The organism is Lacunimicrobium album, assembly GCF_052161635.1.
Taxonomy (GTDB): Bacteria; Planctomycetota; Planctomycetia; order Planctomycetales; family Planctomycetaceae; genus SXPC01.
In genome coordinates this window covers 4941445-4967156 of sequence record NZ_CP197413.1, presented here as the reverse complement: position 1 = coordinate 4967156, position 25712 = coordinate 4941445, and the positions used below count along the sequence as shown (strand labels likewise).

The window sequence follows — 25712 nt, the reverse complement described above, 5'->3', positions numbered from 1 at the left end:
GCAGACCTCCCTTCCAGTTGTGCGTGTTTCAGATCGCGTCCATGGATTTCTAGAAGAGTAATAGCCACAGAGGGCACAGAGACCACAGAGTACAAGAGAAAGTTTGAGCGATGAGGTTCTGTCCCGAAGAGGAGTTTTCCGGATTTCTTCTCCTCGGTGCCCTCTGTGAACTCTGTGGCTTAAATTCAGACGAGCCCAGCGTCTCAATGATCGGAGCGAGCAGAGAGAAGTCCAGATACGACAAATCCCGACCAGAAGATCGGGATTTGTGAAATCAAAGGGCTGTGATCAAACACAGACCAGCATCAGCGTTTCGAGAACTGGAAGCTCTTACGGGCTTTCTTGAAGCCGTATTTCTTACGTTCAACCATGCGGCTGTCGCGGGTCAGGTAACCATGCTCAGCCAGAGTGGTGTGGTTGGAGTTGTTCAGAGCCTGGAGAGCACGAGCGATTCCCAGCATCACTGCACCCGCTTGACCAGTCGTTCCGCCACCTTCGACGCGGACAGAAACGTCCAGCTTGCCAAGATTGCTGGTCTTATCCAGAGGAGCCTTGATGATGTTCTGATCGCGTTCGAGGACGAAATATTCTTCGAAAGTGCGACCGTTAATGGTGATCGTGCCGCTGCCCGTTTTCATACGGACGCGAGCCACTGCTGTCTTACGACGACCAGTTCCAGTCGCAACGCCGTGCTGATCAATGCGACCACGAATGAACGGCGAGTGAGCCGGTTCGTTGGAAACAGCCTCTTCTGCAGGAGCGCCGCCGCCCAGAGTCAGTTGTGGAGCAGAGGATTCAGCAACAGGATCGTTGTTGTCTGGATTTTCTTGATCGATCATACGGTCACGTACTCGAAATCGTCTGGAAGGTCACAAAAATGTTTTGATGCCCGCGGTGAGACTTGATTGGTTCCTAGCCTCGTAATCCGCGAGGCAGAACGTCTTATCATTATCGCGAACGCACGCCGAAATTATTTCGTCTTGACGGTCTTGATCAGCGACATTGGGAATGGCTGAGGCTGTTGAGCCTGGTATTCGTGTTCGCCGCCGACAACCAGTTTGAGGCGTTTGAGCATGATCGAGCCGAGTTTGTTCTTCGGCAGCATGCGTCGCACCGCTTCTTGAAGAATGACTTCAGGGCGTTCCTTCAAGTACTTCTCAGCAGCCACTTTACGAAGACCGCCTGGGTACATCGTGTGGTACTTGTAAGTCTTCTTGTCGGTCTTCGATGTGAAGTAAGGAATCTGATCGTGACGGGCTGGTGTCCCAGAGAAGCGGACCCGCTCACAGTTGGTCACAACGACGACATCGCCGCAGGCAACGTGAGGAGTGTAGGTCGGCTTGTGCTTGCCCATCAGGACCATCGCAATCGCGGATGCCAGTCGACCGACGATCTGATTATCGCCATCGACAACAAACCACTCAGGCTGGTGAACTTCTTTTTTGAGAAGAAATGATTTCTGCAAAGTGGCTTCTGCCATGGCTTTACCGTTATCCGCTAGATCGACCCGCCTCGTGCTGACTTGTGAAAACAAGTGCCCGGCGAGTCAAAAAAACAAGACCCCGTATGCGGGGTCAGTCATACAAATCATGTTCCGACACCCTCAGGGCGCGGAGAAAGATTCCCAATATAGCGTTCGTCGTGACTTTTTCAACGCAGCCAGAGGCCGATTTTTGCCAAACTTGGGTCTCAGAGAGAGGAGACTGGAACGCAGAGCCCGCGGAAGGGAGCAGAGATCGCAGAGAAATCATAAGGAGAAGACTTGGCCGGACCGACTTTAGAATCAGAAATCTCTGACGAGTAACACGAGACGCTCAAGCACATCAGCGATCTCCTCTGCATGAGACACCGACAACACATGCCCTCCATCAGGGATGACAACATCAACCTGATTCATATCCATGGGCAGCAAGCGATCCTTCGTCCCATGAATTGTCGTCACCGGACACAGCAAATCACCCTCCCCCTTCCACGCCAGCATCCGCTTGATCGACCACCCGATCAGCTTTGCGTCAGCTACGACGAACTCTTCCATCACCAGCCCCAGATCCTTCCCGACAAATGGACGCCAGATTCCTCTCGTCTGATCAACACCCAATTGAACCACCCGCCACGGCACCAGGCCTGCCAGCCACCGCATCGGCGACAGCATCCGCATCCAGACCGGAAGCTCACTACGCGTCTTCACGCTCCCGACCAGCACCAGCGCATCCGCATCGAGAAGCTTCGCCACCTGCTGCCCAACAATCCCCCCAAACGACGCCCCGACGACAATCGTTCTCCCGCCTGCCTCCCCACGATGCCGCTCTATCCATCGAGCCGCGTATTGCTCAATCGTTTCATTCCCAACCGGCGTGATCCACTCCCAAATCTCTACTTGAAAAGGTTCAGCCTCTACCCTCTTCGCCACACTCGCCCACATCGCCGGGCGAGCCGCCATCCCAGGCAGAAAGATCACGCGAGAAATCGACTGACCATCAGCAACTGCCCCTGACTCAGCCATAGAACCCTTCGCAGCAAGGCGCCTTCACGTTAAATCCGGCCTCTCACGCCGACGGATACATCGCCTCTTCGTTCATCGCCTGCAGCTTCTTCGAGATCTTCTCGACCAGCGCCCGAACATTGTCCGACGTTGCCGAAGAAAACACGAAAACTTCCTTCCCCGTCGACTCGCGCAGCTCCTCAGCAATATCCGCCGCTTCCGGCAGCTCGCTTTTCGAGACGCAGATAATCTCAGGACGCTGAGCCAGTTCTTCGCTGTACAGCTTCAGCTCTTCGCGAATCTGGTGGTAATTCTGAACCGGATCCGTCTGATCCATCGGAGCAGGTTCAATGAGATGAACGAGCAACCGCGTCCGCTCAACGTGTCGCAGGAACTCATGCCCCAGACCAATCCCCGCATGGGCCCCTTCGATCAGCCCGGGAATATCTGCAAACACAAACGCATGGTCCATATCGACTTGCACCAGCCCCAGATTCGGGAACTTCGTCGTGAAGGGATAACTCGCAATCTCCGGCGTCGCCCGCGAAACGACACTCAACAGCGTCGACTTCCCCGCGTTCGGCTTCCCGATAATCCCGACATCCGCGATCAGCTTCAATTCCAGAGAAACTTCGCGCGTCTCCCCTTCTTCCCCCGGCTCGGCATAACGAGGGACGTGATTGTGAGCGGTCGCAAAGTGTTGATTCCCACGACCACCTTTCCCGCCCGCTGCAATGACAACCGTCATCCCCTCTTCGGACAGGTCTTTCAGCACGTTGCCACGCTTGCTATCGCGAACAATCGTCCCGGCGGGCACTTCGATCAGCGTGTCTTCACCCTTCAGCCCCGAGCAGCGAGCCCCCAGACCGTGATTCCCATCCGGCGCCGTCCAGACCTGCTTCATCGTCAGGTTGCCCAGCGTTCCCATCTGGCTGTTGGCACGCAGGATCACACTCCCACCATCCCCACCATCCCCACCACTCGGGCCCCCTTTCGGGACATACTTCTCCCGACGGAACGCAACACACCCGTTGCCCCCCTTGCCACCCTTCACCGTAATACTGACCCGATCAACAAACATCGCGACGCCTTCAATCACCAAACAAGAATAGACAAACCTCTATAATATCGTGAATCATGGACATTGGATAGCGGCTGGATTTTTTGCCCTGCAGAAGACGAGACTACATGACACATAAGCAACCACTAGTGCGAAGTCCTCGCACAGTTGCCTCCCACTGACATCTTGCTACGATTTGTGGATTGTCTAAAAACGACGATATTCAATCGCGCTAATTTTGGTTTCGTCTTCAAAAGGTGAGGAGCTCGTTTCATGGCTGTTCGTGTTGGTATCAACGGTTTTGGTCGTATCGGTCGCATTTCCTTCCGCGCCATGGCTGCTCGCCCTTCTGAGTTCGAAATCGTTGCCATCAACGACCTCGGCGATCCTAAAGACCTCGCCAACCTGCTCAAGTACGACTCCGTCCAAGGCCGCTTCAACGGCACCGTCGAAGTCGATGGCGATACCATCATCGTCAACGGCAAGCCCGTCAAAGTCGTCGCTGAACGCGATCCAGCCAAGCTGCCTTGGGGTGCGATGGGCGTTGAAGTCGCCCTCGAATCAACCGGGATCTTCACCAAGCGATCCGGTGGCGGCAAAGCAGGTTACGACAGCCACGTCGCAGCCGGTGCCAAGAAGGTCATCATCTCTGCTCCTTGCAAAGATCAACCAGACCTGACCTGCGTCATGGGTGTCAACGACCAAGAACTCTCTCCTGAGCACAAGTACGTTTCCAACGCCTCTTGCACCACGAACTGCCTGGCTCCAATGGCCAAGGTTCTGCACGAGAAATTCGGCCTGGTCGAAGGTCTGATGACCACCGTTCACGCCTACACCAACGACCAGCGCGTCAGCGACCAGATCCACGACGACCCACGCCGTGCCCGCGCCGCTGCTCTCAACATCATCCCCACCTCAACCGGTGCAGCCAAAGCCGTCGGCGAAGTTCTACCAGTCCTCAAAGGCAAACTGACCGGGATCTCTCTCCGCGTTCCCGTCGCAGCCGGCTCGGTCACTGACCTGGTCTGTACCCTCGAGAAGAAGGCTTCTCCTGACGAAATCAACGCAGCGATGAAAGAAGCAGCCGCTGGTCCTCTCAAGGGCATTCTCGAATATGTCACCGACCCGATCGTCTCTTCGGACATCATCGGTAACCCACATAGCAGCATCTTCGACGCCAGCTGGACCACCTCTCTGGGCACCAACATGGTCAAAGTCCTGAGCTGGTACGACAACGAGTTCGGCTATTCCAACCGAACCGCTGACCTGATCGCCAAAATCGCCAAGCTGTAATCGATGAACGTCGATTCGCAACATTCAGAACTCGTGAAGGCAAACCCTTCACGAGTTCTTTCCATATACGCCAGGGAATGTAAAAGCTGACTGTCCATCCCCTTCTGAGATGTCCGAACAAAGCTTCTACAACCACATCCCGGCAACAATCACGACATTGCCACTTGTTGATGCATCCCGTTTCATTCCGGCGAATTACGAATTCCGATTTACGAATGACGGCCTCATATGAATCGCGAACAGACTCTCAAGCAACTCCTCGCTGCCAAGCCTCTCATTGCTCCGTCGATGCTCAAATGCGACTTCGGCGATCTGGGCGAGGATATCCGCAAGTTGGAAGCAGCCGGCGCCCCGGTCCTTCACATGGATGTCATGGACGGCCATTTTGTGCCGAACATTTCCTACGGCGCCATGGTTATTGAACGCATGCGAGAGCACACCAAACTCCCGTTCGATGCCCACCTGATGATTTCGGACCCTGAGAAATACCTGAACGACTTCATCAAAGCCGGCTGCGACGGCATTTCGATCCACCTCGAAGCCGTCGCCAAGCCGATCCCCCTCCTCGAAAAAATCCGCGAAGCGGGAGCCCTTGCAGGTCTGGTCATCAACCCGCCAACTCCCGTCGAGATGCTCGAACCGTTCCTGCCTCACTGCGATCTGATTCTCATCATGAGCGTTAACCCCGGCTTTGGCGGGCAGAAATTCATCCCGGAAGCGCTCCCCAAGCTGAAGTGGGTTAAAGAGCGTTTGCGTGATGATCAACTGCTCTCCGTGGACGGCGGGATAGCGATGGGAACGATTGCGGCAACTGCCCAGGCCGGCGCAAACCATTTCGTCTGCGGCAGTTCCATCTTCGACCAGCCCGACTACTTTGACGCCATCACTAAACTTCGAACAGCAGCCACGGTATAATATCCGGTTCGCGCTGAGGTACGAACGTCGACCTCAGCCATCAGATCGTTCCTAGTTTCTGCGTTGAACTGCCTTGATACTCGCGCGTCACAACTCTCTACGGACCCTCCTCATGGGCTGTCGCCAGGTCATCCTTGTCCGCCCAGGCCGAACTGAATTCGACCTGCAGCGTCGTGTCCACGGTTCGCTCGAACTGCCTCTCTGCCCTGAGGGGCTCAAGGACGTCGAGCACATCATCGCCAAACTCGATGCGACCGAAATCAACATGATCCTCACCTGCGACGTCGACCCAGCCAGATCCACCGCAGAAATGATCGGCGAAGCCCTCGGCGTCCCTGTCAAAATCTGCGACGGCCTCGTGAATCTCAATCAGGGTCTCTGGGAAGGGATGGGCATCGAAGAACTCGAACAAAAATACCCGTCCACCGTGCACGCCTGGGAAGACCAGCCGGAATCCGTCTGCCCTCCTCAAGGCGAATCCTTGAGCAAAGCCCGCGAGCGCCTCGAAAAGACCCTCAAAAAACACCTCAAAGCCAAAGCCTGCATGGCCATCGTCGCCTGCGAGCCCACCGCCTCGCTTATCAAACGCATCATCCTCAACGACGACACCCCACTGCCGCTGACCAACGAATGCAACCAGCAACACAGCATCGAAATCATCCCCCTCAACCAGGACGCCTTAGCCTGATCCCAAGGCGAGCGGGGAGTGTCAACTCCCTGTCCCCTGTGCTCCCAACAAAAACCGCCACCCAGAGTACGCCACAGCGCCATTCCTTATTGCCTCCAGGTTGAAACAGCGCCTGCAATAAAAAGTCGTGCCATGCTCACAGCTTTGGGTGAGCATGCTGCTTTTATGGACTCTCACCGTTCAGAACATGCTTGCCCAAAGCTGCAAGCATGGCACGATGAATCCAAACTCTTACGTCTCTACAAATACGACAACAATGTCTGCTGCAACGAGTTCGCCGTGATCTGCTGGGTCGCCTGCAGCACAAACTGAGCGTAGCTGAAATCGGTAAACGCCTGCGTGATATCGATCTCGAACACCTGCGACAACGACTCCTGCATGTTGAGCTCCTGATCAGCGAGCTGACTCTGCATATCATCCAATGACTTCAAACGCGCCCCGACATCCCCGCGCAGAATCGTAAACGTCGACAGCTGACGCGTCAGTTGTTTGTCAATCTGCCCCAGCGCCACATCATCGCCACTCTCCAGCGCATCCCGCAGACGATACAGCATGTCGAACATCCCATCGGGTCGCTGAGGGTTGACGTCTTTCCCCGTCAGAGGCACCAGCGGATCCGTCCCCGTTTCGCTCCCATTCAGACCCAGCGCTTTCGAGACAATGTTCTCCCCAATCGTCAACGGCCCCGTTCCCGAGTTATCGACCAGCTGAATCCCATTCCCGTTCGGCACAAAGCTCGCCACCAGGTTCCCGGGGTCGATCGCATTGATCGCCGTCAGGACGTCCTGCATCGTCGTCGCGGTCGAGAGGTCGAGATTCGTCGTCGTCCCATCACGACGCGTAATGTCCAGCGTGAACCCGGAATCAACGTGAGCCCCATACCCCAGGTTGAGATCCGCCAGCTTCGTATTCGCATCGAGCGTTCGCAGCCCCAGATCGGTCGCAGCCGTCCCGCCATACTCTCCAATCGAGAAGTTGGCCCCGCTGAGCTTGCTGGAGATCTCGATCCCCGAACCATCCGCAGACAGCCCGACATTCAGATCCAGCCCCGTCGCACGCACCGCGTTGAACAACCCTTCGACCGTCGTCACCCCCGACAGGTCCACATTGACCGTCGTATCGTTGAGCGTCAGCTGAATCCCCGTCCCCGCTGCAACCGTCGGGAACGTCCCACCATTGAACGCCGACAAAGGCGTCTGCAATGACACCGTCGGATTCACATTCCCCCCATTGATCACCGCTGCTGCAGCCGAAGCAATCCCAAGGTCCCGCGCGATCGACTTCCCGGTCTGGTCAGCGACCGCAACCGTGCCCGCCGTCGGCGTCAGTCTTAATCCACTGCCCGTCGCAGGATCGATATCCAAAGTCAGATCACCACCAAATGGCGCCTCGATCCGAGTCTTCAAATCCCCCAGCGTCTTCGCGCCTGATAAATCAATCTGCTCCGTCTGAGGCCCGCCCCCCGTATCGACCGTAACACTGATCGTTCCCAGGCTGACACCCTTGCCGCCGAGTAGCTGATCAATCTTCGTACTCATCGACAGCGTCGGGTTCAGATCCCCCGAGCTGACCGTCGCAAACGGATCGAACGCCCGCGTCGCATCGATGCTGTTCCCGAGCAGTTGATCGAGACCAACATACGACTCAATCTGAAACCCGTTCCCGTTGTAGTTGATCGTTCCATTGGCATCAGTAAACGGAACCGTCTTGTTGTTACTCCCTGCAAACAGATACCGGTCGTTGTATTCGGTGTTCGCGAAGTTCAACGCCTGCTTGATCAGAGAGCTGACCTCCTCAGCCATCTCCTGCTTCTCTGCTGTCGTCGCATTGTCCCCCGTCCCCGCCAGCAGCAATGATTTGGCACGATTGAAAACATCACCCAGACTGTTGAGCGCATTCTCCGTCGCACTCAAAAACCCGTCACTGGCCTGGATATTCGCCTGCAGCTGCGAATTCTTCTCCAGCGACTTTTGCAGAATGATGGTCTTGATCGCTTCCGCGGGCGATTCCGACGGCAGTTGAAACTTATTCCCCGTCGTGATCTGCTCGCTCAGCTTCTGCAGCGTGTAGTTCTGCTGCGTCAACTGCGACTGCGAACGAGACAACTTCAGCGAAGAAGGAATCCGCCCCGGCAGTAATGGTCCAATACTCATAACGACACTTGCTGGAAAGAGGGAAACTGGTTACCAAGGCGAACGAGAAAATGAACCACAGAGTGACACGGATCGAAATTGGAAATTGGAAAATGGAAAGTAGTGAATGAAGAAACAACTTCGTGAAGTTTCCGGCCAATTCCTAATTTCCAATTTCTAATTTCCCTCTTCCTCAGATATTCAACAAAACCTGATACAACTGATCGACCGTCGAGATGATTCTCGCCGCCGCCTGATACGACTGCTGGTACTGCAAAATCTTGATCGTTTCCTCGTCGATACTCACGCCCGAGATCTGATCACGCTGACTCTGCAACGACGACAGGAACGTCGTGTAACCATCCTTCAATGCCTTCTCCGTCGATGAATTCGTCGCCACCCCGGCTACCAGGTTGTTGTAAAACTGATCGACATCGATCTCGCCAAGGACGTCAGAAGGCGTCTCCAGAAACTTCGCCAGCTGGATGATGTTCGTGTTATCGCCATCGCCTCCCCCTTTGCCCGTCGCGAGCAGGGAAGGATTGTCGACGATCTGCTGATTGACGGAGATGTTCGTCGAGTTCGTCCCCTGGAAAAATGTGTTGATCCCCAGAGAAGCCAGTGCACCACTGCTGTCATTCGAGAAGCGAATCTCATAACCATCCGCAGCCTGCAGCTGCAACTTCCCGTCCGTCGTCAACGTCGCCGTCAAGTTGCCAAGTCCATCGAGCGTCGTCTGTAAACCGGCGAGCGTCGTGTCGTTCCCGCCCAGACCGTCCGCATCGATATTGATCACGGTCGTCTCTTCCTGTCCGGTTTCCTTGTTGACCAGCTTGATCTCGAACTGACCATGCTTCACCGGAAACGGCAGCCCCGATTGATTCAGCGTCGACGTCGTGCTGCTGGCTCCATAAGTACCCGTGACGTTCTGATGCCCGACAAGTCCTTCTCCCTGAGAATGCAGCGTATTGAGCGTATGAATCAACCCGGCCGTGAACTGGTCGAGATCCTTCGTAAACCCGCCGAGGACTTGATCACGACCTTCGATGATCCCCTTGATCTCACCACCCGTCGGGTCCAGCTCCGCTCCCGACTCAATGATCCTGAGTTTGTTGACGACGACATTCTGATCCTCCGAAACATACGTCTCGAAATGCTGCGTCGTGCTCCCCTGCACCAGCACGTTGGTATCCGTATAAAGATCGATCATCCCATTCTCACGCTCAACTGCCTGTATCGGCATGATCTCAGCCAGTCGATTGACCGCCTCCAGTCGCAGCGAACGCAGCCCCCCCGCATCACTCTTGAGCAGCCCCGCTGCTTCCAGTTTCACGATGTCCTTGTTGTACTGCGCGACCTGGTCAATCAGCCCATTCGCTTCCTGAACCAGCGCATCAACCTGCTCGGTCGTATTCGTACGAGCCCGATCAACCCCCGTTCGCACTGACTGAATCTGCTTGGCCAGCGCATCCCCCGCCGAAATCACCAGACTGCGCAACGAACTCGACTCCGGCTGGTTCACCAGTTCCTGCAGTGCATTAGAAAGCTGATTGAGCCCCGTCGAAAGATCCCCCGTCCCCAGTTCTGAAAGGATCGTCTCCAGCTGGTTGTAAGCATCGACCTTCCCGGAAGAAGTCGCCAGATCCGACTTCGACGTATGGATCTTCGTCTCAAGATAAAAGTCGAGCTGCTGTTGGACCCCTGTGACCGAGGCGCCGGTCCCCAGGAGCAGCCCCCCCTTCAGGTACGACCGATCCGACCGCAGAATCATCGACTCACGCACATACCCCGGCGTGTTCGAATTCGAAATATTCTGACCAGCAACCTGCACCCCCGTCGAGAATATCTCGAGAGAGCGACCAGCCATCGTGAGTGCAGAGGTGAGTGACATAGGCGCTAGGTCTTAGGCGTTAGGCGCTAGGGAAGAAAAAAGAGTAATAACGATTTCTGTATGATTTCCTGCACCAGCCGTCTCACTGTTGATTAGGAAAAACACTCATTTGTATGTCTCTTCCTAACGCCCAGCGCCTAACGCCTAGCGCCTCCCCCTCACGCACTCGCATCCAGAAACGAACTCGCCGAGTGGCGTGACGAAAAATCCTGGTCGTACGTCGGTGCTTTCTTTCCCGCAAACGTGATCAGCTCGACCATCTCGCCATACACCTGCTGGCTTCGATTGGCGAGGATCCACATCGACCAGCAGTTCTCCCGCAGCTGCAGATTGTAAGCATGCACCTGCTGCACGCGGGCCAGTACATCACTCGCCTCCACCATCGGACAGGCCTTCAACCAGCTCGTCAGCGAGGCGGTTTGTGGATCGAGTCGTCGCAGCAGTTCCAAGATCTTCTCGCGCTGCTGATGCTGCTGGGCATACCGTGTTAAAAGCCCCTGCTCCTGACTGATGACACCCGACATCGTCTCAAACTGGGCGGCTGTCAAATCCGCCTTCTTGCGGACATACAGCGCCAGTAGCTCTTTTTGGATCGTGAGCGTCTCAGCCTGCCACAGATCGATCTGTCGCACAAATTCGGCGTGAAGCTGTTGAATCGCGTCTTGCATGGCGAGAGCCCTTCCATGGGCAAACGTTTCGAATGTCGATTGGCTGATACGTCCTTCGAGACCACCAGCTATCGTTTACTTCGGCCATGATCTCCGCAAAATTGACCTGAACTGTGGCAACGGTCGTAGCGAATGTAGGAATCATTCCCGTTGTACCGGTTACATAGACTTAGTAAGCTGCGCAAAGTTTAACGATCGCAAAAGACAGCGAACCATGGAGGTCCGCGATCGCTTTTCAATGAGGAATTTACCCGTCCCATGTCCTTTCTCTTAACGCTTTCCCCCCTTCAGCTCGGCATTCTGATTTTCTTCCTGCGAATCTGTGACGTCTCCATCGGGACTCTCCGCATGATCGCCGTCGTCAACGGACGCATCCCACTCTCCGTCTGCCTGGGATTCATCGAAGTCTTTCTCTGGGTCTTCGGCGTTTCCCAAATCCTGCCACGCATCGCCGAACACCCCCTGATCATCGTCGCCTACGCAGGCGGATTTGCGACCGGAAACGCCGTCGGCATCGCCATCGAAAAACGCATGGCCCTCGGCATGGTCGTCATCCGCATTCTCACAACCAACTACGGCAAGGACATGCACCACGCCCTCGCGAACGTCGGCGCCGAGCAGATCACCATGTTCTCCGGCCACAACGACACCGGTGTCGTCACCGAAGTCTACATGATCGCCCCACGCCGCAAAGTCAACGAAATCACCCGCGCAGCCCAGCAGATCGACGCCAACCTCTTTTACACCATCGAACCCCTCCGCCAATGGAGCACCCGCAGCTCCGACCGCCTCCCCATCACCACCAACTGGCGCAACATCTTCCGATACAAATACAAATAGACCGCATGGAACGCACAGCGGCTCGTCCATCGCATGATCCCCGTAAATCAGGGCGAAAACGTCGCAGGTCGTTGACGGGGGAGACTTTTGGACCGCGATTCCTATAATAAACGGGAATCTTTGGTTTTCATTCAGTTAGGGTCTCCATGTCTGAATCTGCTCCGCAAACGCCTCGGCGGTTTCCTTTTGGTTGGGTGTTTGGCTCGGTTTTGTGGGTGATTGTGTTCGCCGTGCTTTTCTTCGGCCCTCGCAAGCAGCCAGACAACAACGAGCAGCCGGCTCAGGAAAACGAGTACGATGTCGTCCCGCTGGCCAGTCAGCCAGTCGATGACGTCACCCTCGAGCCCATCGTCGTCCCCGAATTCCAGCTGGTCTCCCAGGAAGGCCAGCCGATCAAGCGCGAAGACCTTCTCGGCAAGCCCTGGGTCGCCAGTTTCATTTTCACGAACTGCGCCGGGCCTTGCACGAACCTGACGAAGACCGTCATGGAACTGAACGCCGCGACCAAAGACGCCGACGTGAAGTTCGTCTCGTTCACCGTCGACCCCGCCCGGGACACGCCCGAGCGCTTAACGCAATATGCAGAAATGTTTGCCGCCAAATCCGATCGCTGGCTGTTTTTGACCGGCGAAAAGTCAGCCATTTACGACCTGATTCGCAATACATTTCAGCTGGTCGTCGAAGAAGAGCCGACGAGTTCCGCACGCCTCGGTTTCGAGTTTGCCCACTCGACACGCCTGATCCATATCGACGCCGAGGGAAAAATCGCAGGATCCTACAAGGGAGAAGACCCAGCCGAGATCGCCATTCTCCGACGTGTCCTCCTGGGACAGACCCAGACACCACGTCAGAATCAGTTCTTCAAGGTCGTCCCGAAAGACAAACCGCCCGCAGAAGAGCAGAAGACATCGAACCTGCCCATTAGTCCTGACGAGGTGATCATTCGCGGGCAGGACAGCGGCGAAAATCCCGCTCCTGTCACCGTGACCGAGCCCACAGCCAATGCGTCACCAGCCACTGAGCCCCCCGCCAAAGTTCTGCCGGATTGGATCGCTCGACTCCCGGTGACAAATGCCATTCTCAACAGCCTCGCCACCATTCTGCTCATGGCAGGCTACATCGCGATCAAAACAAAACACACACATACCCACCGCAATCTGATGATCTCGGCATTTGTGGTGTCGGTCCTGTTTTTGGGGTGTTATCTGACCTACCACTTTGGTATGCAATATTATCTGGGCGATGCGTCCAAGAAGTTCACAGGCACAGGCTGGATTCGTCCAGTCTACTATGTGATCCTTCTCACACACGTCCTGCTCGCGATGGCAGTGCCCGTTCTGGCCCTCATGACGTTCTACCGAGCGTTCCGAGGGCAATGGGACAAGCACAAAAAAATCGCGAAGATCACCTTTCCCATCTGGTTGTATGTGTCCGTCACAGGCGTCGTGATTTACGGCATGCTCTATCACTGGCCCACGGCAGTAGCAGGTTAATCGATGAAAAACATCCTGTTTGCAATCCTGTTGACAGCGGCACTCTGCTCGCCCGTCTCAGCATGTCCGATGTGTAAGTCCGCATCAGAAGATGCCGCGAAGATCGACCCCAATGCCGCGCTCCAGCCAACAGCCTACGCCGCCAGCATCGCCTTCATGCTGCTGGTCCCGGCAGGAATTTTTTCCACCCTGGGCTACGGCCTGTACCGGATGGCCAAAGCAGAAGCCGCCGCCATCAAAAAACAGGACGAGAACCACGGATAATCACCGATTCAAACCGATAGGAAAGTTGTGAATTGTCCGCCATGAAGTCTCCTAAAACTTCTGATTGATCCGTGTCAATCTGTGTCCATCCGTGGTTGTTCTTCTTGTCAGGAGTCAGTGAGCAAACAGAATTGAGAGGTTGGACGTAAGAAGAAGCTGAGGGTGCCTGAAAAGCATCGCCTCTCACCACCGGGAGGGCGAGGCTCCGTCCGAGCCGCTGTCCCGCGTTGCAACTTCCACCAACGCATCGACGCCATTCCCAGTGTGCCACGGCTGTGTCAGCCGTGTGATCGCGCAATGAACGTCTAGTTTGAATGTTTCTGAACGGCTGATATAGCCGTGACAAACATCTTACTCACCAGTTCGTCCTCCCGGACTCGCGCACAAGAGGACCAGACCGTGAACTCCTTATTGCCTAACTAGATCAGGATTGACTGCTTGACGTTTGAACTGGCTTATCCTGAGTTTTTGTTGCTGGGGATCCCGGCATATTTGCTTTATCGTCGCTATGGCCAGGCTTCCGGGGTCACGAAGTGGCTGCGAATTGCCCTCTTGACCGTCCTGCTGATCTGCCTGTGTGGCCCTCAGATGAACCTCGGAGGCTACGGCATCGACGTCATCGCCGTCGTCGATCGCTCGCGTTCCATGCCCGAAGGAGCCGATGCAAATATCCGCGAACTGCTGACAAACCTCGATCGCAATCGCGGGACCTATGACAACCTGGGAATCGTCACGTTCGGTCTGGAATCCCAGTACGAGCGTGGCCCGCAAAATACCGGCGAGTTCAGCGAGTTCACCAAAGAGATCACGCCCGATGGATCGGACATCGAAGCCGCGCTCGAAAAAGCACTCTCGACACAAAACCCCAACCGCCCCGTCAGAATTCTGCTCTTCAGCGACGGACAGTACAGTGGAGCATCACCCACAGGCAGCGCCCGCCGCGCCCGAGAGCTCTCCGTCCCGATTGACTATCGCGCCTTCGAAACCTCCAACACAGGCGACGCAGCCGTCGAGTCGATCGATCTCCCTCGCACCGTTACTCCCAGAGAGCCATTTCAATTCTCCGCCTGGATCTATGCCGACAAGCCGACATCCTCGAAAGTCACCGTCAAACGCGGCGAAACAGTCATCGCGACCACCAACAAAGTCCTCAACATCGGCCGTAACCGACTCCTGTTTCGTGACCTGATCGATCAAGCCGGCTTCTTTGAATACTCGGTGACTCTCGAAGTCGACAATGACCCGATTCTCGAAAACAACACCGGCATCGGCAGCGTGCGTGTCGAATCAGGCCCGCGCGTCCTGCTCCTCAACAATGACGGCGAGGCCGGAAATCTGGGACGTGCAATGGACTCTGCACGCATCCCCTACGATGTCGCCAAAGCCACCGAGCATCCGATGACTCAGGATTCTCTGGATTTATATCGGACAATCATCCTGGAAAACGCCCCGGCTGGAGATCTTGGCCGATTGAAAATGGAGCGCATCGCTCAGTTCGTCGAAGACCTCGGTGGCGGACTGCTGGTGACCGGCGGACAACGAAGTTTCGGCCAGGGCGGCTATTTCAAAAGCCCGCTCGATCCCGTACTGCCAGTCTCGATGGAACTGCGTGAAGAACATCGAAAAACACGCGTCGCATTCGCCATCGCCCTTGATCGCTCCGGCAGTATGACCGCCCCCGTCAAGGGCGGCAAAGTCAAAATGGATCTCGCAGACCTCGGAGCCGCCGAGTGCATCCGCCTCCTTTCCCCCGGCGATAGCGTCTCCCTGATCGCCGTCGATTCGTCAGCCCACATCGTCATTCCGATGACCGATATCGATGATCCCGTCCCGCTGGCACAGAAAGCCATGGGCATCCAAAGCGAAGGCGGCGGCATCTACGTCTACGAAGCACTGATGGCCGCTGGCACGGAACTGATGAAAGCCGATCAGTCCACCAAACACATCATTCTGTTTTCCGACGCCCAGGACAGCGAAGAACCAGGCAACTACCAGGCATTACTCAAGAAGTTCGAAGCAGCCGACATCACCGTCAGCGTGATCGGGCTCGGCAAACCGACAGATGTCGATTCCGAACTTCTCAAAGACATCGCCAAGCTCGGCCGCGGAAACATCCTCTTCACAGAAGACGCCGAAGAACTCCCCCGCCTGTTCACCGAAGATGCCATGTCGGTCGCCCGAAGCAACTTCATCGAAGCAGACCCCGAAACGCAGCCCGATGGCATCCCCGCCTCTCCACTGAATGATCTCCGCATGATCGGTGAGTTGAACCTGACCGGCTTCCCCACAGCAGGAGGTTACAATCTCTCTTACATCAAGCCCGAAGCAACCATGGGCATCATCTCCCAGGACGAATACAACGCCCCCTGGGCCGCCTACTGGTACCGCGGCCTCGGTCGAGTCGCAGCCCTCACCTTCGAAGTCGACGGAAAATTCTCCGGGAACTTCGGCAAGTGGGATCAATACGAACCATTCCTGGTGACAAATACCCGCTGGCTGCTCGGCGGCGATAATCCGAAGTCTGTCTACCTGACGTTGCAGCAAGACGGTCAGGACGCGCTCGCGACATTAGAACTCGATCCCAATCGCCCCGCAGGCAGTGCACTCGCACCAGAGCTGTTATTGATCCCGCCAGGAGATGAGCGGATCGAACCTCAATCGATTCCCCTGGAATGGATCGGCCCCGATGCCCTCGAAGCCCGAGCAAAACTGAACCGCACCGGAACGTATCGCACGATTATCAAGACAGGCCCAGGCCAGTTCCAACGCGGCCCCGCCTTATCGCTCCCCTACTCCCCCGAGTTCGCCCCCAGAATCGGCCTCCCTTCCGGCCAGGAAACACTCCAGCGCATCGCCGAACTCTCCGGCGGACGCCAGAGAACCGACGTCATCGAAGTCTTCAAAGACCCGCCCAGATCCCCCACCCGAAACACGCTGATCCCCTACTTCCTGCTGGTAGGACTCGGCCTGCTCGTCACCGAGATCGCCGGACGTCGCCTGCAACTCTGGTCAGCACACGCCGTCATCGAAGAAACCAGCTTCCGCGACAAAACAGCCACCTGGCTGCTGGGACTTCTCATCCCCAGGAAATCCGCCCCAAAGAAACGATCCGTTACCCCAGTCGGTGCCGGAAAAACATCGTCGTCTCCCCTCTCATCACCACCCCCCAAACCGACCATCGCAACAACCGCCACCAAACCCACCGACACAGGCGAGCAAAAAGTCGCCGACGCGTTCTCGCGAGCCAAGAAGCGAGCCCAGGATCGTCGCTAACGGGCATACAGCTTTATCGAGTTGAGTCAGTCGCTTCCGGCAACTTCGCCCAGAAGATGACAAAAACGATCGAGCAGAAAACCGCGAAGAAGTAGCCGTACACTCCGGCGCGATACCGGATACTGAACCCCAAACTATTCGCGATGACCGTCAACCAGCTGCCACGAGTCACATGCGTCCCATCATTCCAGTTGTCGATCCAGCCGCCTGATCCGAAAACGGCGATGAGCATGCCGAACAAGAACCCGACAGTTGACAGGCCCATCATCAATCGTCGGGCGTAAGACGTTTTTGCCCACTCAGCTAGGGCGAAGATCAAAAGCCCAATCGTCCTCGACAATGATGGCAGACGAATATTCAACTGCTTGGGAGGCTTGTCAGACGACCAGGAGTTTTCAGACGTGGTGCTCATAGATCTATTTGAACTCACTGCTGACACAGTTTCAATCAATAATCAAGCGACTGAACTATTTCGCTATCAGCACCGACAGATCGCGAAAGGTCTTGAGATCCCCGAGATCAATCCGACGTGGCGGGAGTTTGGCGATCCACTGATTGACTCCGTAGAGAACAGCAGTCGTCAGCAGGTTGCTGACGAAAAGAAATGTCGGGCCCCAAAAGTACAATGGGACAATGGCGATCCAACTAATGACGGCGATGATTGTCACCATGTCAAAAAGTGGCCGCGAAAACTTTATCCGCGGAATCTTTGTCGGTGACAGTTTGATGATGTCGTCCAGTTTGGGATAAACAAGACCCGTCATCTCCTTCAAACTGCTCGACGGAGTGACCTGCGAGACATCAGCACCAGCGGAGGCAAGGAGACTGCGGATCGTGAGAAATGCGCCTGCGGGGCGGCAGCTGACACCGGCAATGTGGCAGGGGCGAATGACGGGACGCTGAGCACTTTCTGCAATCTTGTTGCAGACGTCTCTCAGGGTATAGGGCTGCCTTGTGTCGAGCAGCTTGGCCCATTCTTCATCGGGGACTTGAATGTTCCAGTACTTATTGATGGCTCGACCTTGTTCGACGGGTGGGCGAAGCTCCCAGCTGAAATCCCATTCCTCGACTGTGGTCTCGAAGGTAAGCGGCTCGCCGAACGTGACGCTGCATTGATCAAAATATTGAAGCACGGTGAGGACATACTCGGCTGTCGCGGGCTCGATATCCAGAGGGTAGTCGACTTCCATGGGAATACTCCAGGATCATTCGAGCTGAGAATTTATTCTCGTTGAGGGTAACCGATGAGTACGGTTCATTCAAAAGGGGAATGTCACAGTCATCAATTTTCAGTAAGATCAATCAGGGGGGTGTTGGTGCATGGCGGAAATGGTGACTACGGAGAGTGAGACTGGCAAGAAGCGAAGGTGGAGCTGGCGTGTCTATCTCTGGCTTGCAATCTTGGTCAGCATTGGAGTCGAGCTTGCGCTCTGGAATGCGGATAAAGTGCTTGCTGATTACTACTACAATCACCCTGAGTTTGAGTATGGACCGGTCGCAGCCGGGGGCCTTTCTTTGGGCCGTTATGCTGGCCTGACGGTGATGATCGCTGGTTTATCTGCGCTGTTCTTCATTCCGTTTCGCGGGCAAAAAATCTTGGAAGCGTTTATTCTCCTCAGCTTCCTTGCCAACCTTTTAGCGACTTTGACTCCTGCGATGACCCAGGCCCGGAATGCAGCCAGGAGAATGATGGTTAAACGTCCTGCGGAGCCACTGATTGCGGCGATTGATCAATATGTTAGTAAGACTGGTCATTCGCCGGGATCGCTCGATGAACTCGTGCCGGATTATCTGGCTGCGATTCCAGGGACGGGCGTTGCGAGGTACCCGTCGTTTGAGTTCACAACTGATGTACCTGCTGCTGAGACACATGCGATCTGGCAGTTGAAGTTTGAGTATCAGGAGCCGAGTGGAGAAGAGTTTGTTTTGTATTATTCTGGTCTGAGCCCCTCAACGATGGCGGGCGATAAGAATAATCGGGCGGTGCCGAAGCCGGTGTGGAAGATGACGACTCCAGCGAAGCTGAATGCTGGCGAGGAGAAGTGAGAAGTACACTCGATTTTTGTTGAACTGGGCATTATTCCGGCTGAAGAATTGTCGGCTGCAGCAGCTGACCTGCGGACTTATGGCCATCCTTTGACAAAGACCGAGATCAAGAAAACTATTGTGGTGGCGGTCAAAGCGAAGTGAAGTTACTTCGGCAGAAGGAACGAGGCTGGCACTGTCATCAGCAAAAAAGTCAGGATGGCTTGGGGATCTGTAACGTCGCATCCCATTCCAATTGCAAACAACAGGCCTGCATCGGCGATACCCCAAAGTGTGTAACCCACGATGTCTGAAAGTCGTAGTGCCATGTAATGATTATGGCTGGCTCAGTCTGGATAAGTAAAACAAAAAAACGCTGGCACGTCGTCACGTGCCAGCGTCTCTCTCAGTTATTGCAGATGAAAACACAGGGAGTTCACACTCCCCGCTCGCCTCAGATACCCGGTATATCAAGCTGCTTCTCAGCCGCGAATTTACGCAGCTTCTTCAACGCTCGACTTTCCAGCTGACGGATACGTTCCTTAGTCACGCCGAGTTCCTGACCGACTTGCTCCAGAGTCAGTGGCTCGTCGCCTTTGTTAAGGCCGTAACGCTTGAGGATGATCCGTTGTTCGCGTTCATCCAGTTGTTTGAGAATGGTCATGATCGCTTCGTGCTGCTGATGGTTGTCCATCTCCTGACGCATCGGGTTCGATTTCGTTTCCGGAGAGAAGAGGAAGACCTCTTCGCTGGCGGTACGGAACCGGTCTGCACGCGTCAGTTCAGCTGGAATCGACCGTGCAAAGTTCTTCATAATCGCCCACGTTGCGTACGTAGAAAACTTGAAGCCCTTGCTGTAGTCGAATTTCTCAATCGCCTTGATCAGCGACATGTTCCCGTCAGACACCATCTCGAAGAAGTTGGCCTGAGCATTCATGTGCTTCTTGGCGATCGACACAACCAGACGCAGGTTACTGCGGATGAGGAAGTTCTTCACTTCGCCCATCTGAGACACCAGTTTGTCGATCTGATCCATGACCTGATTAGAAGGAGAATCCTCCTTAAGGCTGTCGCGCAGTCCTTTCGCCTTGAACTTCAGATAGTTCATCTTGCGGAAGTAGTACGCTTCTTCCTCGCGGGTCAACAGCGGAACCTTGTAAAGAGAAGTCAGATACGCAGGCAGACCTGGAGGGGCCTTCATCTTCGTGGCCGACTTATCCACATGAGGAGCAGGAGCAAGGATATGTGCATCCGCGCCCGACTTGTGGAATTCCTCGCTGTCGATGAAGTCCAGGTTCTCCAGCATCAGTTCCTGATACCGGTTGTCAGTCACGACGCGGTAGATCGAAGATCGCTTGCGTCGGTATTCCTTGGCCAGTTTTTCGACCGCCGTCCCGCCACGGAACCGTCGAACGATTTCGTTCTTGATTTCAGACGACAGCGGAGCAGACATCGAAGGGAAGATCGCGTTCTCAGGAAAGTCCGCGTCGTACTTCTTAATCGTACTCCGAACGGTCTCGACAGAACGCCCCAGCTTTTCAGCCAGACGCTTGCTGATCTCCGTCAGGTTGGCACCAGTCATCGCCATGCGTCGGGCACGGCGCAAGATCTCTTCGCGTTCTTCGCCAGACATCTGGCTGAAGCGTCGACCACGATCAACATCGGTACTGTGAGTTTTTAAGAACATTTCAATGGTGGATCGCAAAAAGCCCACCCGTTTACGATTGCCAAACAGGAAACGTCGGCTGACCAGCCCTTTACTCCGCCAGCGATCCACCGTCTTCGTCGAGACGTTGAACTCTTCGCTCACATCCTGGACAGTCAGAACTTCCGGGAACTCCCCGGCCGACAAATCGACGCTGTCCGAAAGATCTTCGATGAAACAGCGCAGATCGTGCATCACTTCGACGCCCGAGATTTTCAGGTCCGGGTAGTCGGAGGTGCGGAACTTGGTGATCTTGTAATAGATCTCCTGGTAGCTGTACTCCTTGGTCTGATCGACCGTGGCGAGGAACTGTTCGGTACGTTCCAGTTGCGCCAGTCGGACTTTCGGAACCGAGTAGCTGACCTGTTGATCTTTAAGCTTTTTCAGGGCAGGGTGTTGATAACGACTGCGACCTGATCGCGTCGCAAGGACGCCAGTATTGGTATTGAGAGTTGTTTCGGGCGTATGAGTCGGTGTTAAGTGAGACATGGTGACATTCCTTCGCATCTCAGGATCAGCCTGGCGTGACTTCATTGACGACGCCTGAGCATTTATCTTGAAACCGTGTCTCTCGGAGATGCTTCCTGCATCATCATGAGAGTGTCGCTGATTTGTGAGACAGGCGTGAAGGACGCGGGTCTCGATTGTTGAAGTCCCAAGGTGTCTGATTCCCTGAGCCCCCATGATCATCTACGTCGTTTCGACGCGGATGGTTGAAAGGAAGTTCGCAAATCTTTAATGAAACTTACGAGTAACCTTCGCAAACCTTGGATTTTTCTGGCGTTACGGTTTGGGATGCGGAAAGTACCTACCCCAAACGACTTCGAACGCAGACACCCACCAAATGTCGTGGCAATATCGGGCTGATAACCACGGCAAAAGATCGTTGTCTGGAATAGTAGAGACGCAAATCCCCTGCCAGACTTACTGGAATTCGTGAGGAGTCCGTAATTTGGCCCCTTGACGGGACTGAACAGCAAGAGTAGTAGTCCATAACCGTCACAAACCGCACGGTTTATGGGCATCACAATCTGCAAAGTGTCGTCATTATATAGACAGCTGTTCGACGAACCGACGTCAAACAAATCGCGCGACCAGCCGCACACCTGCCAGCATTTGTACGAACTGCAACAGAACTTGCCAGCATTGCAATTCGCGTCTCAAAAGCCTGTTTTGACTGAAGTTGCGCTGCGTCAATCGCCCCCTTGACGTAAGATCCCCTCCGCACGAGCCCTGAAGAATGTTCAGTTCCCCGCCCAGGCAACTCTGAACGAACTAAGAAAACTTCGCGAGGATGCGATGTCGAACGATCACGGACGATTCCTGTTTCTAATTCTGGTCGCTTTCGTCGGCTCCCTGAATGCCCAGCCCCCGCAGCTACTCCCCGCCGATTCAGAAAACGGCCCGACCTTACTCGAGCAGATGCACCAGCCAAACGCCGGCCAGGTCAGCCCCGTTGAAGACGATGCCACATTGCGCCACGTCATCATGGTCTCCTCCACCGATGCCTTCGCACTGGGAGACCTCGGCCAAGTCCTCAAAACAACCGATGGCGGAGCGAACTGGAAAAAAGTCGACATCCCCGCCACCGCTCATTACCGAACCGCATGCTTCCTCTCCGACAAGTTCGGCTGGATCGCCGGCGGGAAGACCATCCCGTTCGCAAAATCAACCGAAGCCGCCCTGCTGGTCACCAAAGATGGCGGCGAGACCTGGACACCGATTGATGTCTCGACCTGGCCAGAGTTCATCAGCCTGAAATTCTTCGACCTCGAAAACGCCATCGCCGTGACGCTGCCCACCCCAGCCGTCGCGTCGGGCGTCCTCCGAACCGTCGATGGCGGGAAAACCTGGATGCCACTCGAAGGCACCGCCAACGCCGTCTGGCAGGCAGGCACTTTCATCGACAGCGAGACCGGCGTGCTCGTCGGCACCAACGCCACCATTCGCCTCGTTGCCGGGGCACAACTCGGACCAGAACTGCCCGCCTCGAACAACCCCAAGCACCTCCGCGACGCCCTCGTCCTCCCCTCAGGCAAGGGAGTCTTCGTCGGAGACGGTGCCCTCATGCTCCGCACGACAAGCGCAGGGGTCACCACTCAGCAAATGAGCCTGCCAGTTCCCCGCTCCTCCGCACAAAGCCTCAGCTTCCGAGCCGTCGAAATCGTCGAAGGCGTCATCTACCTCGCCGGACAGCCAGGCTCCGTCGTCTGGCGATCAGAGGATGGCGGCAAAAGCTGGACCTCCGCCCCCACCCCACTCGTCGGCACCATTCACGACCTCGATTTCATCACCCCCGACCACGGCATCGCCGTCGGTGACCTGGGCCAGATCGTCATGACCAAAGACGGCGGCAAGTCATGGACACCCTGCCGCAACGAAGGCTACCACCTCGCAGCCCTCTCACTCTTCACACGCCCCGAACAGTTCCCCTTCCTCACCGTCGCCCGCTATGGCGCCAACGACGGCTACCGCGTCGGCACTGTCCTCCTAACAACAGGCGACGCCCGCGATCCCCAGTCAGGCCTCCCAGACCAGCACAGCCTGCACGCCGCCACAGTAAGCGACGGAGGCCGCGTCAGCCACGCCGAGTGGATGCTCCCCGCAGAACTCCCCGATGGCGATCTCGACTGGCAGAAACTCGCCATCTGGTGGAACGAAAAAACCGACGGCCACTTACAGGAAGACGTCGTCTCTCGATTCGTCCTCCTGCTCCGCATGATGCAGCCCGAGATCGTGACAATCCCGACCGGCAAGTCCGATCAAAACCTCGCCCCCGGCGCCTTCGACCGATTACTGCACGACGCCCTCGTCCGAGCCGTCGTCGACGCCGCCAATCCCGCCGCCTACCCCGATCAGCTGACCATGCTGCACCTGAAACCACACCGCGTCGAACGAGTGTTCCAGAAGCTCCCGTCGTCTCAAATGTCCCGCCCCTGCGTCGAGCCCTTCGAACTGCTGGGCAATCTAAAAAAGACAGCCGCAGCCGCAGCTCATGATTCCCTCGGACTTGTCGCCGTCCGCGGCAATAAGTCTTCCCTGGCCATGCCGGAAGTCGTCGTCGAATCCTATGCCGTCATCGAAACAGACACCGAAGGCCTCGTACGCCAATACGCCGACCTCTTCGCAGGCATCCTCATCCCGCCCGGCAGCCTCTCTCGACGGACAGTCACCACGACCGACGTCGAGAACCTCAAGCCCCTGCTCAAAGCCGCCGAACGACAAAGAAACGCCTACCACCTCTTCCGGCAGAGAATCAACGCCGAACAGTCAGCCGCCTACATCCTGGCAGAGTTCGATGAACTCACCCGCGGCCTCACTGACGAAGAGTCGGCTATGCTGTTGTTCGAACTGGCACGCAAGCAGGTCCAGACAGGACACATGCTCGAAGCCCAGTCAACCATCGCCGAACTCGCCAGACGCTACGGCAAGACAAACGCCGCCGGCGAAGCCTTCACCTGGATCATTCAAACTGCCAGTTCCGCAGAACTCAACTGGATCATGTTCAAAGACACCAAGGTACGCACCGAGATCGTTCGATCAAACACTCAAAACGTCGTCCAGCAGGCCCATCTGGCCCAGGCAGACGCGGGACTCAATCTGCAGCCCACCTTCCGCAGCGAATACGCCCCTCCCGAGACAACGCCAGATCCCGCGACCCCACAAATTCAATTACTCAACCACGATGAACGCTCAAACCTGTCCAACCCACGTTACAGCCAGCTGCTCGACCAGCAGGCCAGACTCGCAATGAACGCCGCCCTGCTACTCAAGGAGCATCACCCCAAACGCACTACGACCCCCGAGATCGCCTTCCCTCTCGCCTCGTTAATGAGATCACACAATAAAGACGCCATGGCCGATGACCTCCTCCGCAGCCTCGCACAAAAGTCAGGCTCGAATGTCTCAACCCTCGCCAGATCCGAACTCTGGGTCGCAGCCCCAATGGGATTGCCCATCCGCTCCCTGCAGTCCATGAAGTCAACCGGCCTCCGCCCACACCTGGACGGCATGTTAAGCGACCCCTGCTGGCAGGCCATGCCAGAGATGCGGCTATCAGCGACCCAGCGTCGGGAGAAAGATCCGCAGGAAACCAATTCTTCGTTAGTCCTGATGACCTACGACAATGAATACCTCTATCTGGCCGCCAGTATGCTAAAGGTCGAAGCATTAGAGTACGCCCCCTGCCAGCAGCCCGGACGAGTCCATGATGAACTGCTCGATGGACACGACCGCCTGGCCTTTCACTTCGACGTGAACCGCGACGCCACCTCAGCCTTCATCTTCGAAGTCGATCAACGCGGCAAGACGCGCGAACGAGCCTGGGACCAGATCGGCTGGGACCCGCAATGGTTCGTCGCCGCCACGCAAGACGAAACCCGCTGGCGGATCGAAGCCGCCATCCCCCTCAACGAACTCGTCCCCCAGTCCCCCGAACTCGGAGCGACCTGGAACCTCTACATCAGCCGCACCGTCCCCTTTCATCAGTATGAATCCTGGACAGCCCCTGTGACCGCAGAACCTACCTATCAAAACTGGGGAATGCTTCAGTTCAAATAAGACGTGAAGAGATAAACATCTCTTGAGAATCTTACCCCACTCGATCTTGACCTGCTCAAGCGCTCATTCAATGCGACTTTTTCGCAATCGCTCGCCAGGAATCAACGAAACAGAAAAAACGCTCCTGTCTGGCGCGCAAGCCCGCTGAAACAATGCTTTGCGCGGGGTGCTTGACAAGCTTGGCGCTTCAAAATGCGCTGATCAAAAATGGTACTCATTTCCTGTTTCGTTTCGCATCAAACGTGTTGCGAAGTGCAGAAAAAACAACGCTACTGGTCGCATTTCGAGAACCTGATGCGCGATTGGCACGATCCATTAAGTCAGTGACTAAGAAAAAATCCGATAGGCATCACAAGTGCATTTAGTTGGTTGAAACATTCGCATAATCTCTTCAGGACAATGAGATCCTTGGCATTCGATAAC

Annotated in this window: 19 protein-coding genes; 9 read left to right on the top strand and 10 right to left on the bottom strand. The window is 55.7% G+C overall.

Going from position 1 to position 25712, the window contains the following annotated elements:
* Window positions 1–305 precede the first annotated feature (305 nt).
* The 4 genes from rpsI to obgE all read right to left on the bottom strand — a co-directional run bounded on the left by rpsI (window position 306) and on the right by obgE (window position 3563).
* A complete protein-coding gene (gene rpsI, locus SH248x_RS19920; RefSeq protein WP_459556077.1) occupies window positions 306–839 on the bottom strand; it encodes a 30S ribosomal protein S9 in 534 nt (177 codons plus the stop codon).
* Between the two features lie 131 nt (window positions 840–970).
* Complete coding sequence (gene rplM, locus SH248x_RS19915; RefSeq protein WP_459556076.1) at window positions 971–1480, bottom strand: large ribosomal subunit protein uL13; 510 nt, start codon at window positions 1478–1480, stop codon at window positions 971–973.
* Between the two features lie 303 nt (window positions 1481–1783).
* Entirely contained in the window at window positions 1784–2503 is a 720-nt protein-coding gene (locus SH248x_RS19910) for an alpha/beta fold hydrolase (protein WP_459556075.1), read from the bottom strand.
* 43 nt (window positions 2504–2546) lie between these two features.
* Window positions 2547–3563, bottom strand: a complete 1017-nt coding sequence (obgE, locus tag SH248x_RS19905; protein WP_459556074.1) for an Obg family GTPase — start codon at window positions 3561–3563, stop codon at window positions 2547–2549.
* 252 nt (window positions 3564–3815) lie between these two features.
* Here obgE and gap point away from each other — a divergent pair, with 252 nt between their 5' ends.
* The 3 genes from gap (at window position 3816) to SH248x_RS19890 (ending at window position 6438) form a co-directional block, all read left to right on the top strand.
* A complete protein-coding gene (gene gap / locus SH248x_RS19900) occupies window positions 3816–4835 on the top strand; it encodes a type I glyceraldehyde-3-phosphate dehydrogenase (RefSeq protein ID WP_459556073.1) in 1020 nt (339 codons plus the stop codon).
* Window positions 4836–5063: 228 nt separating this feature from the next.
* Window positions 5064–5750 (top strand): ribulose-phosphate 3-epimerase, encoded by a 687-nt coding sequence (gene rpe / locus SH248x_RS19895; RefSeq protein ID WP_459556072.1) that lies wholly within the window; start codon window positions 5064–5066, stop codon window positions 5748–5750.
* A gap of 112 nt (window positions 5751–5862) precedes the next feature.
* Entirely contained in the window at window positions 5863–6438 is a 576-nt protein-coding gene (locus SH248x_RS19890; protein WP_459556071.1) for a histidine phosphatase family protein, read from the top strand.
* Between the two features lie 239 nt (window positions 6439–6677).
* Here the strand turns inward: SH248x_RS19890 and SH248x_RS19885 are convergent, their stop codons facing one another.
* The 3 genes from SH248x_RS19885 to flgN form a co-directional block, all read right to left on the bottom strand.
* Window positions 6678–8591 (bottom strand): flagellin N-terminal helical domain-containing protein, encoded by a 1914-nt coding sequence (locus SH248x_RS19885; RefSeq protein WP_459556070.1) that lies wholly within the window; start codon window positions 8589–8591, stop codon window positions 6678–6680.
* A gap of 172 nt (window positions 8592–8763) precedes the next feature.
* Window positions 8764–10461, bottom strand: coding sequence for a flagellar hook-associated protein FlgK (flgK, locus tag SH248x_RS19880; protein WP_459556069.1), 1698 nt, complete (start codon window positions 10459–10461; stop codon window positions 8764–8766).
* Between the two features lie 158 nt (window positions 10462–10619).
* Window positions 10620–11129 (bottom strand): flagellar export chaperone FlgN, encoded by a 510-nt coding sequence (gene flgN, locus SH248x_RS19875; RefSeq protein WP_459556068.1) that lies wholly within the window; start codon window positions 11127–11129, stop codon window positions 10620–10622.
* A gap of 258 nt (window positions 11130–11387) precedes the next feature.
* Here flgN and SH248x_RS19870 point away from each other — a divergent pair, with 258 nt between their 5' ends.
* The 4 genes from SH248x_RS19870 (at window position 11388) to SH248x_RS19855 (ending at window position 16999) form a co-directional block, all read left to right on the top strand.
* Window positions 11388–11969, top strand: coding sequence for a DUF2179 domain-containing protein (locus tag SH248x_RS19870; RefSeq protein ID WP_459556067.1), 582 nt, complete (start codon window positions 11388–11390; stop codon window positions 11967–11969).
* Between the two features lie 146 nt (window positions 11970–12115).
* On the top strand, window positions 12116–13462 hold the full coding sequence (locus SH248x_RS19865) for a DUF420 domain-containing protein (protein ID WP_459556066.1): 1347 nt from the start codon (window positions 12116–12118) through the stop codon (window positions 13460–13462).
* A 3-nt stretch (window positions 13463–13465) separates the two neighbouring features.
* A complete protein-coding gene (locus SH248x_RS19860; RefSeq protein WP_459556065.1) occupies window positions 13466–13726 on the top strand; it encodes a hypothetical protein in 261 nt (86 codons plus the stop codon).
* 438 nt (window positions 13727–14164) lie between these two features.
* Window positions 14165–16999: a VWA domain-containing protein gene (locus SH248x_RS19855; RefSeq protein WP_459556064.1), complete on the top strand. Its 2835-nt coding sequence runs from the start codon at window positions 14165–14167 to the stop codon at window positions 16997–16999.
* A 13-nt stretch (window positions 17000–17012) separates the two neighbouring features.
* Here the strand turns inward: SH248x_RS19855 and SH248x_RS19850 are convergent, their stop codons facing one another.
* Both SH248x_RS19850 and SH248x_RS19845 read right to left on the bottom strand, forming a co-directional pair.
* Window positions 17013–17411, bottom strand: coding sequence for a hypothetical protein (locus SH248x_RS19850; RefSeq protein ID WP_459556063.1), 399 nt, complete (start codon window positions 17409–17411; stop codon window positions 17013–17015).
* Window positions 17412–17466: 55 nt separating this feature from the next.
* Window positions 17467–18189, bottom strand: coding sequence for a hypothetical protein (locus tag SH248x_RS19845; protein ID WP_459556062.1), 723 nt, complete (start codon window positions 18187–18189; stop codon window positions 17467–17469).
* A gap of 211 nt (window positions 18190–18400) precedes the next feature.
* On the opposite strand from SH248x_RS19845, the gene SH248x_RS19840 reads away from it, so the two are divergent.
* Entirely contained in the window at window positions 18401–19045 is a 645-nt protein-coding gene (locus tag SH248x_RS19840; RefSeq protein ID WP_459556061.1) for a hypothetical protein, read from the top strand.
* A 433-nt stretch (window positions 19046–19478) separates the two neighbouring features.
* Here the strand turns inward: SH248x_RS19840 and SH248x_RS19835 are convergent, their stop codons facing one another.
* Window positions 19479–21218, bottom strand: coding sequence for a sigma-70 family RNA polymerase sigma factor (locus SH248x_RS19835; protein ID WP_459556060.1), 1740 nt, complete (start codon window positions 21216–21218; stop codon window positions 19479–19481).
* Window positions 21219–22028: 810 nt separating this feature from the next.
* On the opposite strand from SH248x_RS19835, the gene SH248x_RS19830 reads away from it, so the two are divergent.
* Window positions 22029–25289, top strand: a complete 3261-nt coding sequence (locus tag SH248x_RS19830; protein ID WP_459556059.1) for a hypothetical protein — start codon at window positions 22029–22031, stop codon at window positions 25287–25289.
* Window positions 25290–25712 lie beyond the last annotated feature (423 nt).

What these genes read in the sequence shown, in the direction of transcription:
- rpsI (WP_459556077.1), bottom strand. Translation starts at nt 839, where the DNA reads ATGATCGATCAAGAAAATCCAGACAACAACGATCCTGTTGCTGAATCC.
- rplM (WP_459556076.1), bottom strand. Translation starts at nt 1,480, where the DNA reads ATGGCAGAAGCCACTTTGCAGAAATCATTTCTTCTCAAAAAAGAAGTT.
- SH248x_RS19910 (WP_459556075.1), bottom strand. Translation starts at nt 2,503, where the DNA reads ATGGCTGAGTCAGGGGCAGTTGCTGATGGTCAGTCGATTTCTCGCGTG.
- obgE (WP_459556074.1), bottom strand. Translation starts at nt 3,563, where the DNA reads ATGTTTGTTGATCGGGTCAGTATTACGGTGAAGGGTGGCAAGGGGGGC.
- gap (WP_459556073.1), top strand. Translation starts at nt 3,816, where the DNA reads ATGGCTGTTCGTGTTGGTATCAACGGTTTTGGTCGTATCGGTCGCATT.
- rpe (WP_459556072.1), top strand. Translation starts at nt 5,064, where the DNA reads ATGAATCGCGAACAGACTCTCAAGCAACTCCTCGCTGCCAAGCCTCTC.
- SH248x_RS19890 (WP_459556071.1), top strand. Translation starts at nt 5,863, where the DNA reads ATGGGCTGTCGCCAGGTCATCCTTGTCCGCCCAGGCCGAACTGAATTC.
- SH248x_RS19885 (WP_459556070.1), bottom strand. Translation starts at nt 8,591, where the DNA reads ATGAGTATTGGACCATTACTGCCGGGGCGGATTCCTTCTTCGCTGAAG.
- flgK (WP_459556069.1), bottom strand. Translation starts at nt 10,461, where the DNA reads ATGTCACTCACCTCTGCACTCACGATGGCTGGTCGCTCTCTCGAGATA.
- flgN (WP_459556068.1), bottom strand. Translation starts at nt 11,129, where the DNA reads ATGCAAGACGCGATTCAACAGCTTCACGCCGAATTTGTGCGACAGATC.
- SH248x_RS19870 (WP_459556067.1), top strand. Translation starts at nt 11,388, where the DNA reads ATGTCCTTTCTCTTAACGCTTTCCCCCCTTCAGCTCGGCATTCTGATT.
- SH248x_RS19865 (WP_459556066.1), top strand. Translation starts at nt 12,116, where the DNA reads ATGTCTGAATCTGCTCCGCAAACGCCTCGGCGGTTTCCTTTTGGTTGG.
- SH248x_RS19860 (WP_459556065.1), top strand. Translation starts at nt 13,466, where the DNA reads ATGAAAAACATCCTGTTTGCAATCCTGTTGACAGCGGCACTCTGCTCG.
- SH248x_RS19850 (WP_459556063.1), bottom strand. Translation starts at nt 17,411, where the DNA reads ATGAGCACCACGTCTGAAAACTCCTGGTCGTCTGACAAGCCTCCCAAG.
- SH248x_RS19845 (WP_459556062.1), bottom strand. Translation starts at nt 18,189, where the DNA reads ATGGAAGTCGACTACCCTCTGGATATCGAGCCCGCGACAGCCGAGTAT.
- SH248x_RS19835 (WP_459556060.1), bottom strand. Translation starts at nt 21,218, where the DNA reads ATGTCTCACTTAACACCGACTCATACGCCCGAAACAACTCTCAATACC.
- SH248x_RS19830 (WP_459556059.1), top strand. Translation starts at nt 22,029, where the DNA reads ATGTCGAACGATCACGGACGATTCCTGTTTCTAATTCTGGTCGCTTTC.